Source organism: Leucobacter chromiiresistens (genome assembly GCF_001477055.1).
In the GTDB taxonomy this organism is placed as follows: domain Bacteria; phylum Actinomycetota; class Actinomycetes; order Actinomycetales; family Microbacteriaceae; genus Leucobacter; species Leucobacter chromiiresistens_A.
Genome location: NZ_LDRK01000054.1, coordinates 1 through 15,889, shown reverse-complemented (window position 1 = coordinate 15,889; position 15,889 = coordinate 1). Strand labels below are relative to the sequence as shown.

Here is a 15,889-nt window from a genome sequence, read left to right as displayed (position 1 = left end):
GCATCGAGGAGGTAGACCGTGGGCAAGCCTCGCCCTTCCGCCCCGACCATCTCGGAGGTCGCTGCGGCCGCCGGAGTGGGGCGGGCCACCGCCGCCCGCACCCTCGGCGGGTACGGCTACGTCAGCGCCGAGATGCGGGATCGGGTGCTCGCCGCCGCCGACGAGCTCGGCTACCGCACCAACCAGCTCGCCCGGAGCGTGTCGACCGGGGTGAGCCACACCATCGGCGTCGTCGTCGCCGACATCTCGAACCCGTTCTTCGGCGGCGTCGCACTCGGCATCTCGGAGGTGGCGAGCGCTCGCGGATTCGACGCCCTGGTGCTGAGCACCGCGGAGCACCTCGACGAGGAGATCAGCGCCGTCAACGTGCTCGTCGACAAGCGCGTCGACGGCATCATCCTCTCCTCGGCCGCCTGCGCCGCCGACTCCACCGCTCACCTGCAGCTCCCGAACGAGCAGGGCATCCCGCTCGTCCTCCTCGACCGCCTCATCCCCGGGCTCGACCTCGACGCCGTCGTGATCGACAACCGCGCTGCGGCCCGGCACGCCACCTCAGAGCTCATCCGCGCCGGTCACACCCGCATCGGCTTCATCTGGGGGCCGCCCGTCGCGGGCCGCATCGAGTACCGGCGCGAACTCGTCGAGGCCGCGCGGCGCAACCTCTGGTCGGACGGCGAGCGGCTCGCGGGCTACCTCGATGCGCTCGACGACGCAGCGCTCCCCCTCGACCTCGACCACGTCATGCTCGGTGAGAAGACCGAGGCGCGCGCGTACGAGGCGGTCACCCGCATGGTCGCGCTCGACGCGGCGCCGACGGCGTTCTTCTGCACGGAGACCGACGCGCTCACCGGAACGCTGCACGCGCTGCGCGATGCCGGCCTTTCGATTCCGCAGCAGGTCTCCATCATCGGGTTCGACGACAGCTCGTGGGCCGCCGTCATGAACCCGCCGCTGACCATGGTGCGGCAGCCCATGCTCGAACTCGGCAGGCAGGCGGCGGAGCTGCTGCTCAGCCGCATCGACGCGGCCGGCGAGGCGTCGCACGCCGTGCAGCGCGAGCTCTCAGCCGAGTTCGTGGAGCGCGCCTCCGTCGCGCCCGCCCCCGACGAGCGCTGAATCGGGGGCTCCGCGCCGCCGTCAGCGCTGCCGCAGCACGGTGAACGAGATCTCGCTGCCGCGGTGGTAGTCCTTCGCGTGCAGCACACGGCGGCCGGAGATGCTGAGCCCCACTTCGGTGACGAGCAGCCACGGCCCCATGCCCGCGAGGTGGTGCGGCTCCTCCCACTCGGCCGGCAGATCCACCGCCGACACCGTCGCGAGCGCGGTCTGCACGTACTCGCCGTGCGCGGCGAGCGCGGCCGTCAGCGAGCCGCCCCAGTCGCGGTGCGCGATGGGGCCGGGGAGCAACTCGCGCGGCACCGTGTTCTCGCTCACCACGAGGGGTCGGTCGTCGCCGAAGCGGATCCGGACGAGTCGAATGACGGGCGCGCCCACCTCGATCTCGAGGGCGGCGGCTGCTTCGGGCCCGGCGGCCGCTTCGGCGACGCTGAGCACGGCGCTGGATACGCGGTACCCGCGCGCGGTGAGCACCTCGGTGATGCTCTCGTACTGCGTCATCGGCCGCTCGACCCGCAGGCCGCCCGTCGCGGAGAGGAAGCGCCCCTGCCCCTGCACCGCGACGACGAGCCCCGTCTGCTCGAGTTGCCTGAAGGCCTCGCGCACGGTCGACCGCGACGTCTGCAGGCGCCCGGTCAGGGTCGCCTCGGTGGGCAGCCGATCGCCGGGGCGCAGGTCCAGCTGATCGATGAGCGCGGTGATCTGCCGGCGCGCCCGGTCGACCGCACTCTCGCGTCCCGCGGGCTCCGCGGATGTGTCGGACAGCGTGCCGCCTCCCTCGACTCGGTGTGTGCGCCGCCCGTTCGGGGCGCCGCCTTCTGCCGCCCAGCATAGCGACGGAGGGCCGATCACCCGGGGAATCGAGTATTGCGCGAGTATTGTCTGTTCTTTACGATAGTTGTCAGACAATGAACGTCGCGCACAGACAGGAGCAACGATGCTGAAGTTCGATCCCGAGGCGTACCTCGCCGTGCAGCGCGGAGCCGTGGCCCTCGCCCCCGCCCTCCGCGACACCGCCCGCTCCTGGTTCGACGCCGGCGGCCGCAACCTCTTCTTCATGGGCGCGGGCGGTGTGAACTTCCTCATGCTGCCGGCGGCGCGCCTGCTGCAGACCCGATCCTCCCTGCCCGTGCACATCGAGATGAGCGCCGAGATCGTCCACTCCGGCAGCGCGCACCTCGGGCCGCAGTCCCTCGCCGTCTTCCCCTCGGTCTCGGGCACTACGCATGAGGCACTGGCGGCCATCCGCTTCGCGCAGTCGCGAGGGGCCACCGTACTCGGCCTCACCGCAGACCCCGCAACGCCCATCGCCGAGCTGGCCGACATCTCGTTCTCGAACCGCTGCGCCGACCCGACCTCCAGCGAGAACTTCGGTCTGCAGTCGCTGCTGCTCGCCCTCGGCATCATGGACGCCAGAGGCGAGATCGACGACTACGAGGCGGTCGTCGCCGAGCTCGCCTTCCTGCCCGAGCTGCTGGTCGACGCGAAGCGCGCGTTCGAGCCCAGAGCCGAGGCGCTGGCCGCCGAGATCGCGGACGAGCAGCACCACATCATCACCGGCGCGGGCGGATCCTGGTACGAGGCGATGTACTACGGCATGTGCATCCTCGAGGAGATGCAGTGGATCTGGACGCGCCCGGTGCACGCCTCCGACTTCTTCCACGGCACCCTCGAACTGCTCGAGGCCGACACAAGCGTGTTCATCCTCGCCGGCGAGGACGAGCAGCGGCCGCTGACCGATCGTGTCACGCGCTTCGCGCGCACCGTCACCCGCAAGCTCAGAATCATCGACACCCGTGATTTCGCGCTCTCCGGTCTGAGCGACCGCGTGCGCGCCCTCGTCTCGCCGATCGTGCTGGCCGCGGTGCTCGAGCGGCTCAGCACACACCTCGAGCGGGTGCGCGACCACGACCTCACGATTCGCCGGTACTACAAGAAGGGCGATTTCTGAGGCGCCGCGCGCCCGCGCCGCCACGCCGCCACGCCGAGACCGAGGGGTCGCCGCGAGACCGAGGGATTCGACGCCGACGATTCCCTCGGGTTCAGGCGAAACGCTCGCGCTCGGCGTGCCGTCGCCGGCGCCCGACTTCGTTGAAGAGCAGGTTGAGCACGACCGCGGTGATCGCCGCCGAGCTGATGCCCGAGTGGAAGATGGTGCTGAACCAGGTGGGGAACGCGTCGAAGAAGTCGGGCGCGACCACCGGGATGCAGCCGATTGCGAGCGAGGCGGCGACGATCAGCACGTTGGCGTTGTTCTCGTAGTGCACCTTGCCGAGCGTGCGGATGCCGGAGGCCGCGACCGTGCCGAAGAGCAGGATGCCCGCACCGCCGAGCACCGCCATCGGCAGCGTGGCGATCACGCGGCCGAGCACCGGCAGCAGGCCGAGCAGTACGAGGATCGCGCCGCCCGTCGCCACCACGAAGCGGCTCTTCACGCCCGAGATCGCGACGAGCCCGACGTTCTGCGCGAAGGCGCTCTGCGTGAACGTGTTGAAGACGGGCGCCACGGCGCTCGAGAGCATGTCGGCGCGCAGCCCGTCGGCGATGCGGCGGGAATCGACCCTGGAGCCGGTGATCTGGGCCACGGCGAGCATGTCGGCCGTCGTCTCGGTGAGGATGACGAGCACGACGATGACCATCGCGATGATGCCGCTGATCTCGAACACGGGCAGCCCGAAGGCGAACGGCCGGGGGATCGCGAAGACGGCCCCGTCGCCCACGGACGAGAAGTCGGTCTTGCCCGCGATCCAGGCGATGAGGGTGCCGAGCAGGAGTGCGAGCAGGATCGCCATGCGGTTGACGCCGAAGGCGCGCACCCGCGAGAGCACGAGTGCGATGAGCAGCGTGGCTCCGGCGAGCGCGATGTTGCCGACGCTGCCGTAGTCGTCGGCCGTCGCAGATCCGCCCATCGCCCACCGTGCCGCGACGGGGATGAGGGAGACCCCGATCGTCGTGATCACGACCCCGGTGACCACCGGGGGGAAGAACCGCACGATCCTGGCGAAGAAGGGGGCGATGAGCAGGCCGATGAGCGCCGCTCCGAGCACGGCGCCGAAGACGGCGGGCATGCCCCCTCCCCCGCCGACGATGGCGACGAGGGTCGCCACGGAGGCGAACGACGTGCCCTGCACGAGCGGCAGCTGGCTGCCGAAGAACGGCAGGCCGACCGACTGGAGGATGGTCGCGAGGCCGCCGATGAAGAGGCAGCTGGCGATGAGCACGCCGATCTCGGCGCTGCTCAGCCCCGCGGCGGTGCCGATGATCAGTGGCGGTGCGATGATGCCGCCGTACATGCTGAGCACGTGCTGCATGCCGTGGGCGAGGTTCTTCGACCAGTGCAGGCGCTCGTCCTCCGGCCGGGGCGCGCCGTGCCCGGATCCTGCCGCGCGAGCTGCCGCGTCGGATGCCGCGGTGTCGGCTGCCGCGGTGTCGGCTGCCGCGATGTCGGCTGCCGCGGTGTCGGCTGCCGCGGCGCCGGAGGTTCGGGGATCGGTGCCGCTGCGGCTGCGCCGCGCGGCCCTGCGTTCGGTTCGGGGGTTCACGGTCGTTGACTCAACTCTCGGTAGAGACCGATCGAAGGCGATCTCGCCGCTTCCCGACCCGTCGTGTGCTGTTCCGGAGAAAGAATAACTCAGAACTTGTGTAAAACACATATATGCTTAAAAATTAAGAGACACCCGCAACAACCCCCAGGATCGTAGGTGCCGCATGGCAGTCGCAGAAGAGGTGCGGGAGATGCTGCACACCGGCACGCTCACGCAGGTGATGCAGAACGAGGAGCGGCTCGCGCAGGCCGCGGCGCACGACCCCGCCGCCCTCGAGGCCCTGCGCGCAGCGATCGCGGGCGATGACCAGGCCGTCGCGATCGCCGCCGTGCACGCGGCCGCCCACGTCGACGATGCAGCCGCGGCCGACGTACTCGAGGCCGCACTCCGCGATCCCCGCCCCTTCCTGCGGGAGCACTCCGCGTGGGCGTTCGAGCTCCGACGCCCGCGCGCCACCGCGATCCCCCCGCTCGTCGAGCTCGTCATCGCGGGCGGATTCGGCGGCATGATCGCGCAGCGCACCCTCGAAGCCTGGGGCGACGACGCCCCGGAAGCCGTCGTCGAGCACCTGACCGACGCGCTGCGCACGCGCACCGACGCGCCCGTGCGCCGTCGGCTCACCGAGACGCTCGGCCTGATCCGCGACCCGCGTGCGCTCCCCCATCTCGACCGCGCGGCGCACGACCCCGGCGAGGACGCCGCCGTGCGCGAAGCCGCGCGCGACGCGCTCGACGATGCCCGCTTCGGCGATGCCCTCGCGCTCGGCAGCGAGTACGCGGCGGGGTCGGACAGCCGCGGGGCGCACGCCGAGCTGACCATCGCCCAGCTCTTCCTCGGCGCTGACATCGACGCCGGTCTCCGCACCGTGGGCAGCGGCAACAACGGCGGCATCGCCACCCTGCTCGTGCGCCTCGGCGACGCCCTCATCGGCGACGCCCCTAGCGACGGCGGCCGGAGCGACCGCGCCGCGTCCGCGCCGGCGGCCGTCGGCCGCGTGCTCACCCTGTCGCGCGGCGCCGACTCCGCGCACACTGCCGAGGCCGCGGCCGACCAGCCGAGCCGGCACGCGTACGCGCCGATCCACCTGCCCGTCGCCGCCGCGAGCGTCGAAGACACGTGGTCGAACTTCGTCGCCGCACGCCGGGGCATCGCCCGCGCGCTCGCCGAGCACGGCCCGGTGCACGCCATCCATCTGCGCATGGCCGACGTCGGCACGTTCGCGGCGTGGGACGTGGCGAACGCACTCGGCATCCCCGTGATCTTCACCGCCGCCCCCGACCCGCACGCGCTCATCGAATCGCTCGAGCACTCCGGGGCACTCACGCGGCAGAACTTCGGCGAGCACGACGCGCGCGACCGCTACTGGTTCCGCGCCCGCCTCGTGCGCGACCTCGCCCGGCGGGCCGACCACACCGTGCTCATGCCGCGCGAGCGGCTGCGCGCCGACCTGCAGCGACTCGTCGGCATCGAGATCGACGACGCCGCGCAGTACACCCCGGTCGCCGAGGGCATCGACATCGGCGTCATCGACGCGGCGGTCGACGAGGCCCGCGCCGTCGCGCAGGGCGCCGATCCCGAGCCCGTGCTCGCCGAGCTCGCCGAGCTGCTGCGCGCACTCCCGGCCCACCGCCGCGGCCTGCCCCTGCTCGTCAGCGTGGGCCGCCTGCACCGCGTGAAGGGCATGTCGTCGATCGTCGAGGCGTGGGCCGACCCCGAGGTGCGCGAGCACTGCAATCTGCTGATCGTGGGCGGCAACCTCGCCCGACCCTCCGCCGACGAGGCCGAGCAGATCGCGCGCATCGACGCCCTCGTGGACCCGGCCGAACGTGCCGCGCAGGGCCTGCTGCTCGTCGGCCACCGCCCCAACGAGACGGCTGCGCGCTGGGTCGCCGCAGCGCGCTTCGGCATCCCCGGTCTCGCAGCGCCCCACGGCGTCTACGTCTGCGGCAGCATGAAGGAGGAATTCGGCCTGGCGATCCTCGAAGCCATGGCCGCGGGCGTCTTCGTCATCGCGCCCCTGCGCGGCGGCCCCGCCACGTACGTCGAATCGGGCCGCACCGGCGTGCTCGTCGACACCTCCGACGTCGGGCGGCTGCGTGCCGCGATCGCCACCGGCCTCGCCCGCGCCGCCGACGAGCCCGACGCCCGCGCCGCCGCATCGCGCGCCCTCGTCTCCGAACGGTTCTCCATCCACACCATGGCCCGCACCCTCGCCGGCATCTACCGCGCCGCGCACGAGCGCCGCGCCGCCGCACCGCTCAGCACAGAATCGGATCAGCACGCATGACCCTGCTCATCATCAGCCCCGACTACGCGTCGCACCTCTACCCGCTGGCGTCGATCGGGCAGGTCTGGCGCGACCACGGCCACCGCGTCGTCGTGGCCACCGGCCCGGCCACCGCGCACATCGTGGAGTCGTTCGGGTACGAGCAGGTGCCGCTCAGCCTCGGCAAGGGCTCCAACCCGGGCACGATCCGCGCCGAGCAGCAGCCCCGCGGCGAAGACGACGTGCTGCGCGGCTTCTTCGACGCCACGCGCGCGGGCATGATCGAGACGCTCGCGTTCCAGGCCCGGGCGCGCCTGCACGATCTCATGTGGCGCCCGGTCGACACGGCCCGCCGGGTGCTCGACATCGTCGCCGAGGTGCAGCCCGACGAGATCGTGGTGGATCACCTCGCGTTCAGCGCCCGACTCGCCCTGCGCGCGGGCGGCATGGACCACATCGACATGGTGCTCGGCCACCCCACCGCCCTGCCCCTGCCCGCAGCCGGCGAGCTGTACGGGTATCCGTCGACGTGGCCCGCGGCCTTCGACCCGAGCGCCGAGCAGCTCGACGACCTGCGAGCGCTCTGCGCGCGCGTCAGCGTCTCGTTCACCGACGAGTGGAACCGCGCGCTCGCCGAGCTCGACCCGACGGCGCCGCCCGCGACCGACGCGTTCGCGGAGCACGGCGACCACCTCGTCTACAACTACCCCGAGCAGCTGGTGCCCGAGTCGCGCCGCGCGATGCTGCCCCCGCACACCTGCATCGGCTCGTCGCTGCGCCCCGAGCAGGCCGACGACGCGGTGCAGCGCTGGCTCGACGCGAGCGAGACGCCGTTCGTGTACGTCAGCTTCGGCAGCTTCCTCTCGGTGCGCGCCGACGTGCTCCGCACGGTGGCCGACGCCCTGCGCGAGCTCGGCGTGCGGGCCGCGATCGCCCACGGATCGTCGGATCGCGCGGCGCTCGGAGAAGTTCCCGCCGACTGGCTCGTGCAGGAGTTCCTGCCGCAGGTGACGCTGCTCGAACGCGCCGCCGTCGCCGTGACGCACGGCGGCAACAACAGCGTGACCGAGGCGCTCTCATTCGGCGCCCCGCTCGTCGTGCTGCCCTTCTCCACCGACCAGTTCGCCGGCGCCGAGGCGCTCGAACGGGCCGGCCTGGCCGTCGCGCTCGCACCGAACGAGGCGACGGCGGCCGAGGTGCGCGACGCGGTCGCGGCGATGCTCGAACGGCGCCCCGCGCGCCGCACCCTCGACGAGGCGCTCGCCGAGAGCCGGCGCAGCGCCGAGGCGGCGTACGCCGCCCGGCAGCGGGTGCGCGCGTAGTTCCGCGCGCGGCGGCGCGTCGATGGGGTGGTGGTCGGTCGGGCCGCCGCGATCCTCGTCGCGCCGCTCGTCAGGGGTCCCGGGCCGGCCCGACCAGGCCCGGCCCGGCTCTGCGAGCGCACGGGCGCCGAGACGCTCCGGCCCACTGACTGGGAGCGGACCGGAGATGCGAGCCGGCTTCCGTTAGCTTCCCCTCATGCGCATCCACGTCGAACCCGAGCACCTCGCGGCGGAGGGCGCGCGCATCGATGCGGCGGCGGATGCCGCCGATTCGGGGATCGAGCGGGTCGCGACACGCGTGGCGGAGGTGGACGCTGAGAATCTCCCGGTAATCCCCACGACATCGTGGTCATGCTGCGGCCGGACGGGCGGGTGTTCATCGAGGTGTATTCTCGCCCGGTTCAGGGAACGTGGACGCTGAACGGCGTACCCGATGTGATCCCCGGCATCGACGACGCCGAGCGCTTGGGGAAGGCCATCCTGGACGCTCTCGAACGCTCGACCTGGCGGGTCATCGCGAATCCTGACCCTCGCAACAACCCAGTGACGCGGGAAGTGCTGAAGTGGGCCGGAGCTCGGGACTGGAAGCAATACACGAAAGGGTCGAAGGCCGTTTCCGTGCACGCCCGATACGCGGTCGGGCCGCCCACCTCGGCGAACATCTCCCCCAAGGAGCGGGAGCGAAGCGGCGCGTACGCTCCGATCGACGACGCGTACCGCGAAGGCGTGCACTTCGAGAGCGCAGAAGCACTCGGGCGACTGGTGCAGGAGGCAATGAAGGTCGCCCGTGCCTGACGCCGCCCGAAGCATCAACCCGCCAGGCAAAGCAGAAAGGTGTCGCATGGACGCCGGAAGTCTCCCCGTAACCCCGCACAACGTTTCGATCATGCTCCGACCGGACGGTCGAGTATTCATCGAGGTGTTATCGCAGCCACATACGGGAGCGTGGATCACCGACGGCTTTCCCATCGTGCTGGCCGGCCTCGAGGACGCGGTAATTCTCGGGCAAGCCATTCTCGATGGGCTCGAACGATCGACATACGATGTGTACTCCGCGGATGAACTCCGCAGCCGGCCGACGCTCGACGAACTCTACGCATGGGCGGGCGTCCGGAACTGGAAGCAATACACGAAAGGGTCGAAGTCGGTTTCAGTGTATTCCCGATACGCGGTCGCGCCGCCCACCTCGGCCAATATCTCCCCCGAAGAGCGGGAGCGAAGCGGCGCGTACGCTCCGATCGACGACGCGTACCGCGAAGGCGTGCACTTCGAGAGCGCGGAGGAACTCGGGCGATTAGTGCAGGAGGCGATGAACGACGCCCGAGCCTGACACCCGGGCGCACCGCGCACGCGCTTCGCGCGCGAGCCCGCAGAACGGGCCCGCCGCTCGGCGACGGGCCCGGGAAGATGGCGGAGGGTAGGGGATTTGAACCCCTGACTGGGGGTTACCCAGTGCTTGTTTTCAAGACAAGTTCCTTCGGCCGCTCGGACAACCCTCCGCGCACGAGCTTAGCAAACGGGGCGCGGGCGAACCGACGGCGGCGCGGGCGAACCGACGGCGCGGCTGGCGCACGCAGCCCCCGGGATCCGCGCTCCAATCCGCTACCCCAGCACCGGGAACCGGTCGCGCAGCGCGGTCAGCAGCCCGCCCTCGTCGATCGTTCCCGTCACGCGACTCGCGACGGCCCGCACATCGTCGATGGCCTGCCCCATCGCGACCGCATCGCCGCGCTTCGCCGCCCACTGCAGCATCTCGATGTCATTGCGCCCGTCGCCCGCGGCGAAGACGCGCGATCCGTCGATGCCGAGGTGCGATGCGACCACCTCGAGCGCGCTCGCCTTCGTCACCCCGTGCGGGGCGATGTCGAGCCACGAGGTGCTGCCGACGGCGTACGAGACGTGGGTGAGGCCGAGCGTGCTCACCACGTCGAGGAACTCCTCGAGCCGGTGATCGGGCGACACGACGACGACGCGCGACGCCTGCACGCCGAGCAGCTGCTCGAACGGCACGCGCCGCTGCCGCGCGGGCAGCGTGCCCGTGGGGATGTCATCGGTGTAGAGGAACCCGCCGTCGGCGAGCTCGACGGCGAAGCGCGCCGTGACGAGCTGGGTGCGGATCTTCCGCAGCGCGTCGCTCGGGTCGAAGGCCTCCACAAACTCGCGGCGGTACGCGCGGTGGGCGAGCGGGTCGCGGCGCAGCGTCACCGCCCCGTTGGCCGAGACGACCCACTCGGGGCGAATCCCGAGCCGCTCCACGATCGGCAGCGTCGCGTCGACGGAACGGCCGGTGGCGATGACGACCTCGTGCCCCATCTCGTGCAGGGCGAGGATCGCGTCGGCCAGTTCGGGGTCGATGTGCCCGCCGTCCGCGTCGTCGCCGGCGCCCTCCCCGAAGCCGTGGCTCAGCACGGTGCCGTCGATGTCGAGCGCGATGAGGTGCCGCTCGGCGGCGGGGATGCGGGTGGAGGCGCTCACCGGCTCACGCCCCCGCGATCGGGGTGAGCACGTCGAGCCCGCCGAGGTAGGGGCGCAGCGCCTCGGGCACGATCACGCTGCCGTCGGCCTGCTGGTGCGTCTCGAGGATGGCGACGATCCACCGCGTGGTGGCGAGCGTGCCGTTCAGCGTCGCGACGGCGGCGGTCTTGCCGCTCTCGGTGCGGTAGCGCGTCGAGAGGCGTCGCGACTGGTACGTGGTGCAGTTGCTCGTCGACGTCAGCTCCCGGTAGGCGTCCTGCGTCGGCACCCACGCCTCGATGTCGAACTTGCGCGCCGCGCTCGACCCGAGGTCGCCGGCGGCGACGTCGATGACGCGGTAGTGCAGGCCGAGGGCCTGGAGGATCTCCTCCTGCCAGCCGACGAGGCGCTCGTGCTCGGTCTCCGCCTCGGCCGGGTCGGTGTAGACGAACATCTCGAGCTTGTTGAACTGGTGCACGCGGAGGATGCCGCGCGTGTCCTTGCCGTGCGAGCCGGCCTCGCTGCGGTAGCACGTCGACCATCCCGCGTAGCGGATCGGGCCGCCCGAGACGTCGATGATCTCGTCGGCGTGGTAGCCCGCGAGGGCCACCTCGCTGGTGCCGGTGAGGAAGAGATCCTGCGCGGGCAGGTGGTAGACCTCGTCGGCGTGCTCGCCCAGGAACCCGGTGCCCTGCATGATCTCGGGCTTGACGAGGGTGGGCGTGATGAGCGGGGTGAAGCCGTGGTGCAGCGCCCGGTCGAGCGCCAGGTTCATGAGCGCCAGCTCGAGCCGTGCGCCCACGCCGCGGAGGAAGTAGAAGCGCGCTCCCGACACCTTGGCGCCGCGCTCCATGTCGATCGCGCCGAGCATCTCGCCCAGTTCGAGGTGGTCGCGGGGCTCGAAGTCGAAGTCGGGCCGCTCGCCGACCTCGCGCAGCGTGACGAAGTTCTCCTCGCCGCCCGACGGCACGCCCTCGATCACGAGGTTCTCGATGCGCAGCGACACGGCCTCGAACTCGGCCTCCGCCGCCTTCGCGCGGGCGTCGGCCGCCTTCACCGAGGCGGCGAGCTGCTGCGCCCGCTTGATCAGCTCCGGCTTCTCCTCCTTCGAGGCCGCCTTCACCTGCTTGCCGAACTCGTTCTGCTCGGCGCGCAGCGACTCGAACTCGCCGAGGGCGGCGCGGCGACTCGCGTCTGCGGCGAGCGCCTCGTCGACCACCGCCTCGTCGTTTCCTCTGGCGCGCTGCGAGCGCTTCACGGCTTCGGGATCGTTGCGGAGGAGGACTGGATCGATCACGCGCTCCAGCTTACCCGCGCCCAGGCTGCGGCGGGCCGCCCGACGCTACGCTGGACGCATGCCAGGCACCCGGTCGCATCACATCCCGTGGGCCGCGGTCGTGTACCAGCCGTTCAAGACCGACCTGCCGGCGCTGCGCGCGGCCGTCGCGCAGCACGAGCGCGCGGCCGCGTGGGGGGCGACGCGCTGGTACGAGACGGCGGCCGACGACGCCGGGGTGGCAGCCGCGCGCCAGGCGATCGCCGACGGTGCGAACGTCGTGCTCGCGAGCGGGGGCGACGGCACGGTCCGGGCCGTGGCCGAGGCGCTCAGGGGCAGCGGGATCCCCGTCGCCATCGTGCCGCAGGGCACCGGCAACCTGCTCGCGAGAAACCTGGGCGCACCGCTGAACCGGCTCGACGAGGTCGTGCGCGCAGCGTTCACCGGTCGCAACCGCGCCATCGACCTCGGCATCGTGCGCATCGTGCGCGCAGACGAATCGGAGAGCGAGCACGTCTTCCTCGTGCTCGCGGGGATGGGCCTCGACGCGCGCGCCATCTCGGCCACGAAGGCGACGCTCAAGAAGCGGCTCGGGTGGCTCGCCTACGTGGACGCCGGGGTGCGCACCATGATCTCCGACCGCCCGCTGCAGATCCACTACTCCGTCGACCGCTCGCCCGTGCAGCCGCTCTCGGTCTACACGGTGATGATCGGCAACTGCGGGCTGATGCCCGGCGGCGTCCTGCTCATCCCCGACGCCCGCCTCGACGACGGCAGACTCGACGTGGTCGCCCTGCACCCGCTCGGCCGGTTCGCCTGGCTGCGCATCTGGCGCAAGATCGGGTGGGAGAACGGGGTGCTGCGCCGCACGCGGGCGGGGCGCCGCATCATCGACCTCGTGCGCGACACGCGCAGCGTCTCGTACCTGCGCGCCGAGCGGTACGCGCTGGCCGTGGCGCAGCCCGAGCCGGTGCAGCTCGACGGCGACGATTTCGGGGTCGCCCTCGCGGTGAGCGGCGACGTGGACCCGGGCGCCCTCGTCGTGCGCGTGCTGCCCGAGTGGCGGGCTCGGGCGTAGCTCGGGCGGCGCGGGCGCGGGCGAAGCTCGGGCGCGGGCGAAGCTCGGGCGCGGGCGAAGCTCGGGCGCGGGCGAAGCTCGGGCGCGGGCGAAGCTCGGGCGTATCGGCGGGAGGGCGTTACGCGTCCCCGTCGCGCGTGCCCTCGATGACGCCGCGCAGCCAGTCGCGGGCGTCGCGGAACGTGTCGTCGTCGTGCAGATCTCGGATCGTGGCCGCCACGCGGTCGGCACGCGGATACGAGCCGAGGAACACGACCTTGGGGCTGAACCGCTTCACCCCGAGCAGCGCATCGGCGACCCGCTCGTCCTTCACGTGCCCCTCGGCGTCGATCACGAAGCGGTAGCGCCCCATCCGGTCGCCGATCGGGCGCGACGCGAGCAGGGTGAGGTTCACGCCGCGCGCGGCGAACTGCTCGAGCAGGTCGAGCAGCGCACCCGGCCGATCCTCAGGCAGCTCGACCATGAGCGACGTCTTGTCGGCTCCGGTCGGCTCCCCCACCGGCACGCTGCGGCTCACCAGCACGAACCGGGTGACGGCGTCGGGGTTCTCGGCGATGCCCTCGGCGAGCACCTCGACGTCGTAGTGCGCCTCGATGCCGGGCGGCGCGATGGCGGCGTCGATGCCCTTGGCCGGGTCGAAGAGATCGGCTGCCGCCTGCACGTTCGACGTGGCGACGAGGTGCCGGTGCGTGGGCGCCGCCCCGTCGAGCCAGGCCCGGCACTGGGCGTAGGCGACGGGGTGGCCCGACACCACGTTCACGTCGGCGAGCGCCGTGCCGGGGCGCGCCACGAGCACGAAGCGCACGGGCACGAGGTACTCGCCGATGATGCGCAGCCCGGGCATCGTGGCGAGCGCGTCCTGCGCCACCGTCACGCCGCCGTCGATCGAGTTCTCGATGGCGATCATCGCGGCGTCGCTCGCGCCCGAGACCACATCGCCGAGCGCCTCCCCGAGGTTCTCGACGGGGCGCCACTCCTGCCCCTCCGCCTCGGGCACCTGCCGCAGCGCCGCCTCGGTGAACGTTCCCGCAGGTCCCAGGTAGGAGTACCGACGGGGGGCGGGCGAGGCGTGCGACATGCCTCTTAGCGTACCGGCGCGGCAGCCCGTCAGTCGCCCAGCACGCGCCCGACGAGCGCCTGCGCCGCCGCCTGCACCTCGGAGAGGTGCTCGGGGCCGCGGAACGACTCGGCGTAGATCTTCATCACGTCTTCGGTGCCCGACGGCCGCGCCGCGAACCAGGCGTGCTCGGTCTGCACCTTGAGCCCGCCGATGGGCGCCCCGTTGCCGGGCGCCTCGGTGAGGATCGCGGTGATGGGATCCCCCGCCAGCTCCGTGTCGTCGACGTCGTCGGGCGAGAGCGCGCCGAGCCGCGCCTTCTGCTCGGGCGTCGCGGCGGCGTCGACGCGCGCGTACGCGGGGTCGCCGAAGCGGTCGGTGAGCTCGCGGTAGCGCTCGGAGGGCGACTGGCCCGTGACGGCCTGGATCTCGGCGGCGAGCAGGGCGAGCAGGATCCCGTCCTTGTCGGTGCTCCACGCGCTGCCGTCGCGGCAGAGGAAGGACGCCCCGGCGCTCTCCTCGCCGCCGAACACGACGCTGCCGTCGGCGAGGCCGGGCACGAACCACTTGAAGCCCACGGGCACCTCGAGCAGTTCGCGGCCGTGCGACGCGACGACGCGGTCGATGATGCCCGACGAGACGAGCGTCTTGCCGATGCCGGCGGCGGGCGACCAGTCGGGCCGGTGCGCGAGCAGGTAGTCGATCGCGACCGCGAGGTAGTGGTTCGGGTTCATGAGGCCGTCGGCGGTGACGATGCCGTGCCGGTCGGCGTCGGCGTCGTTGCCCGCGATGATCGCGAACGGGCCCCGGTGCGCATCGACCGTCGACATGACGTGCGCCGAGGAGGGATCCATGCGGATCCTCCCGTCCCAGTCGAGGTGCATGAACCCCCACCTCGGGTCGACGCCGGGGCCGAGCACGGTGAGCTCGATGCCGAGCCGGTCGCGGATCGCCGCCCAGTACGCGACGCTCGCCCCGCCCAGCGGGTGCACGGCCAGCGGCACCCGTGCGGCGCGGATCGCGTCGAGGTCGATCGCCTCGCCGAGGGTGTCGACGTACGCGTTCAGGAAGTCGAAGCGCTCGACCGACCGCACGGCCGCGTCGTCGGCGCGCGCGATGACGGCCCCCGATTCGAGCAGCGCGTTCGCGCGGTCGGCGATCCAGCCCGTCGCGTCGCCGCCCGCCGGGCCGCCGTGGGGCGGGTTGTACTTGAAGCCGCCGTCGCTCGGCGGGTTGTGGCTCGGCGTCACCACGATGCCGTCGGCGCGGCCCGGGTCGTCGGCGTCGCGGCCGCGGTTGTAGCGCAGGATCGCGTGGCTGAGCGCGGGCGTCGGCACGAAGGCGGCGTCGCCCTCGCCGGCCGTCGCGAGCACGCGCACCCCGGCCGCGAGCAGCACCTCGATGGCGGTGCGCTCGGCCGGGGCGGAGAGCGCATGCGTGTCGGCGCCGATGAAGAGCGGCCCGGCGATGCCCTGCGCGGCGCGGTACTCGGCGATGGCGGCGCTGATCGCCGCGATGTGGGCCTCGTTGAAGGAGCCGTTCAGCGCGGAGCCCCGGTGCCCCGACGTGCCGAAGACGACGCGCTGGGCGTCGACCGACGGGTCGGGAACGACCTTTGCATACGCATCGAGCAGCGCGTCGAGGTCGATCAGGTCTTCGGGGCGTGCAGCGGTACCGGCTCGTTCGTGCATGGTTCCAGTGTGCCAGGCGCGGGCGCTTCGGGCGCCTCGTGCGCCTCGTGCGGCTCGTGCGCCTCGTGCGGCTCGTGCGCCTCG

The 15,889-nt window shown here is 72.1% G+C and carries 13 protein-coding genes and 1 tRNA gene; 7 read left to right on the top strand and 7 right to left on the bottom strand.

Features of this window, described 5'->3' with window-relative positions; genetic code table 11:
* Positions 1 to 18: 18 nt before the first annotated feature.
* Positions 19 to 1,116 carry a LacI family DNA-binding transcriptional regulator gene (locus tag NS354_RS08800; protein WP_058594156.1) on the top strand — a complete coding sequence of 366 codons (1,098 nt, stop codon included), beginning with the start codon at positions 19 to 21 and terminating at the stop codon, positions 1,114 to 1,116.
* A gap of 21 nt (positions 1,117 to 1,137) precedes the next feature.
* Here NS354_RS08800 and NS354_RS08795 read toward each other — a convergent pair whose 3' ends face one another.
* Positions 1,138 to 1,968 (bottom strand): GntR family transcriptional regulator, encoded by an 831-nt coding sequence (locus NS354_RS08795; protein ID WP_241490446.1) that lies wholly within the window; start codon positions 1,966 to 1,968, stop codon positions 1,138 to 1,140.
* An 85-nt stretch (positions 1,969 to 2,053) separates the two neighbouring features.
* On the opposite strand from NS354_RS08795, the gene NS354_RS08790 reads away from it, so the two are divergent.
* The gene (locus NS354_RS08790; RefSeq protein ID WP_058594155.1) at positions 2,054 to 3,067 is read left to right on the top strand and encodes an SIS domain-containing protein; all 1,014 of its coding nucleotides are present in this window, start codon (positions 2,054 to 2,056) and stop codon (positions 3,065 to 3,067) included.
* A 91-nt stretch (positions 3,068 to 3,158) separates the two neighbouring features.
* Here the strand turns inward: NS354_RS08790 and NS354_RS08785 are convergent, their stop codons facing one another.
* Positions 3,159 to 4,559, bottom strand: coding sequence for a nucleobase:cation symporter-2 family protein (locus NS354_RS08785; RefSeq protein WP_430736000.1), 1,401 nt, complete (start codon positions 4,557 to 4,559; stop codon positions 3,159 to 3,161).
* Positions 4,560 to 4,824: 265 nt separating this feature from the next.
* Between NS354_RS08785 and NS354_RS08780 the strand changes: the two genes are divergently transcribed.
* From NS354_RS08780 to NS354_RS08765, 4 genes are all read left to right on the top strand, one after another.
* Complete coding sequence (locus tag NS354_RS08780; RefSeq protein ID WP_058594154.1) at positions 4,825 to 6,948, top strand: glycosyltransferase; 2,124 nt, start codon at positions 4,825 to 4,827, stop codon at positions 6,946 to 6,948.
* The gene (locus NS354_RS08775) at positions 6,945 to 8,249 is read left to right on the top strand and encodes a glycosyltransferase (protein WP_058594153.1); all 1,305 of its coding nucleotides are present in this window, start codon (positions 6,945 to 6,947) and stop codon (positions 8,247 to 8,249) included. The genes NS354_RS08780 and NS354_RS08775 overlap by 4 nt, the downstream gene beginning before the upstream one ends.
* 345 nt (positions 8,250 to 8,594) lie before the next feature.
* Positions 8,595 to 9,044, top strand: a complete 450-nt coding sequence (locus tag NS354_RS08770) for a hypothetical protein (protein ID WP_058594152.1) — start codon at positions 8,595 to 8,597, stop codon at positions 9,042 to 9,044.
* Between the two features lie 46 nt (positions 9,045 to 9,090).
* Entirely contained in the window at positions 9,091 to 9,579 is a 489-nt protein-coding gene (locus tag NS354_RS08765) for a hypothetical protein (protein WP_082677992.1), read from the top strand.
* A gap of 78 nt (positions 9,580 to 9,657) precedes the next feature.
* On the opposite strand, the gene NS354_RS08760 is transcribed toward NS354_RS08765, so the two are convergent.
* From NS354_RS08760 to serS, 3 genes are all read right to left on the bottom strand, one after another.
* Positions 9,658 to 9,748, bottom strand: a tRNA-Ser gene (locus NS354_RS08760).
* A gap of 103 nt (positions 9,749 to 9,851) precedes the next feature.
* Positions 9,852 to 10,724 (bottom strand): HAD hydrolase family protein, encoded by an 873-nt coding sequence (locus NS354_RS08755; protein WP_058594150.1) that lies wholly within the window; start codon positions 10,722 to 10,724, stop codon positions 9,852 to 9,854.
* Between the two features lie 4 nt (positions 10,725 to 10,728).
* The gene (gene serS, locus NS354_RS08750) at positions 10,729 to 12,000 is read right to left on the bottom strand and encodes a serine--tRNA ligase (protein ID WP_058594149.1); all 1,272 of its coding nucleotides are present in this window, start codon (positions 11,998 to 12,000) and stop codon (positions 10,729 to 10,731) included.
* Positions 12,001 to 12,058: 58 nt separating this feature from the next.
* On the opposite strand from serS, the gene NS354_RS08745 reads away from it, so the two are divergent.
* Positions 12,059 to 13,057, top strand: coding sequence for a diacylglycerol/lipid kinase family protein (locus tag NS354_RS08745; protein WP_058594148.1), 999 nt, complete (start codon positions 12,059 to 12,061; stop codon positions 13,055 to 13,057).
* Between the two features lie 118 nt (positions 13,058 to 13,175).
* Here the strand turns inward: NS354_RS08745 and pheA are convergent, their stop codons facing one another.
* Positions 13,176 to 14,135, bottom strand: coding sequence for a prephenate dehydratase (gene pheA / locus NS354_RS08740; protein WP_010155125.1), 960 nt, complete (start codon positions 14,133 to 14,135; stop codon positions 13,176 to 13,178).
* A 29-nt stretch (positions 14,136 to 14,164) separates the two neighbouring features.
* Complete coding sequence (pgm, locus tag NS354_RS08735; RefSeq protein ID WP_058594147.1) at positions 14,165 to 15,805, bottom strand: phosphoglucomutase (alpha-D-glucose-1,6-bisphosphate-dependent); 1,641 nt, start codon at positions 15,803 to 15,805, stop codon at positions 14,165 to 14,167.
* Positions 15,806 to 15,889 lie beyond the last annotated feature (84 nt).

Coding starts and splice junctions, on each gene's coding strand:
- NS354_RS08790 (WP_058594155.1), top strand. CDS start 2,054: ATGCTGAAGTTCGATCCCGAGGCGTACCTCGCCGTGCAGCGCGGAGCC.
- NS354_RS08780 (WP_058594154.1), top strand. CDS start 4,825: ATGGCAGTCGCAGAAGAGGTGCGGGAGATGCTGCACACCGGCACGCTC.
- NS354_RS08775 (WP_058594153.1), top strand. CDS start 6,945: ATGACCCTGCTCATCATCAGCCCCGACTACGCGTCGCACCTCTACCCG.
- NS354_RS08765 (WP_082677992.1), top strand. CDS start 9,091: ATGGACGCCGGAAGTCTCCCCGTAACCCCGCACAACGTTTCGATCATG.
- NS354_RS08745 (WP_058594148.1), top strand. CDS start 12,059: ATGCCAGGCACCCGGTCGCATCACATCCCGTGGGCCGCGGTCGTGTAC.
- pheA (WP_010155125.1), bottom strand. CDS start 14,135: ATGTCGCACGCCTCGCCCGCCCCCCGTCGGTACTCCTACCTGGGACCT.
- pgm (WP_058594147.1), bottom strand. CDS start 15,805: ATGCACGAACGAGCCGGTACCGCTGCACGCCCCGAAGACCTGATCGAC.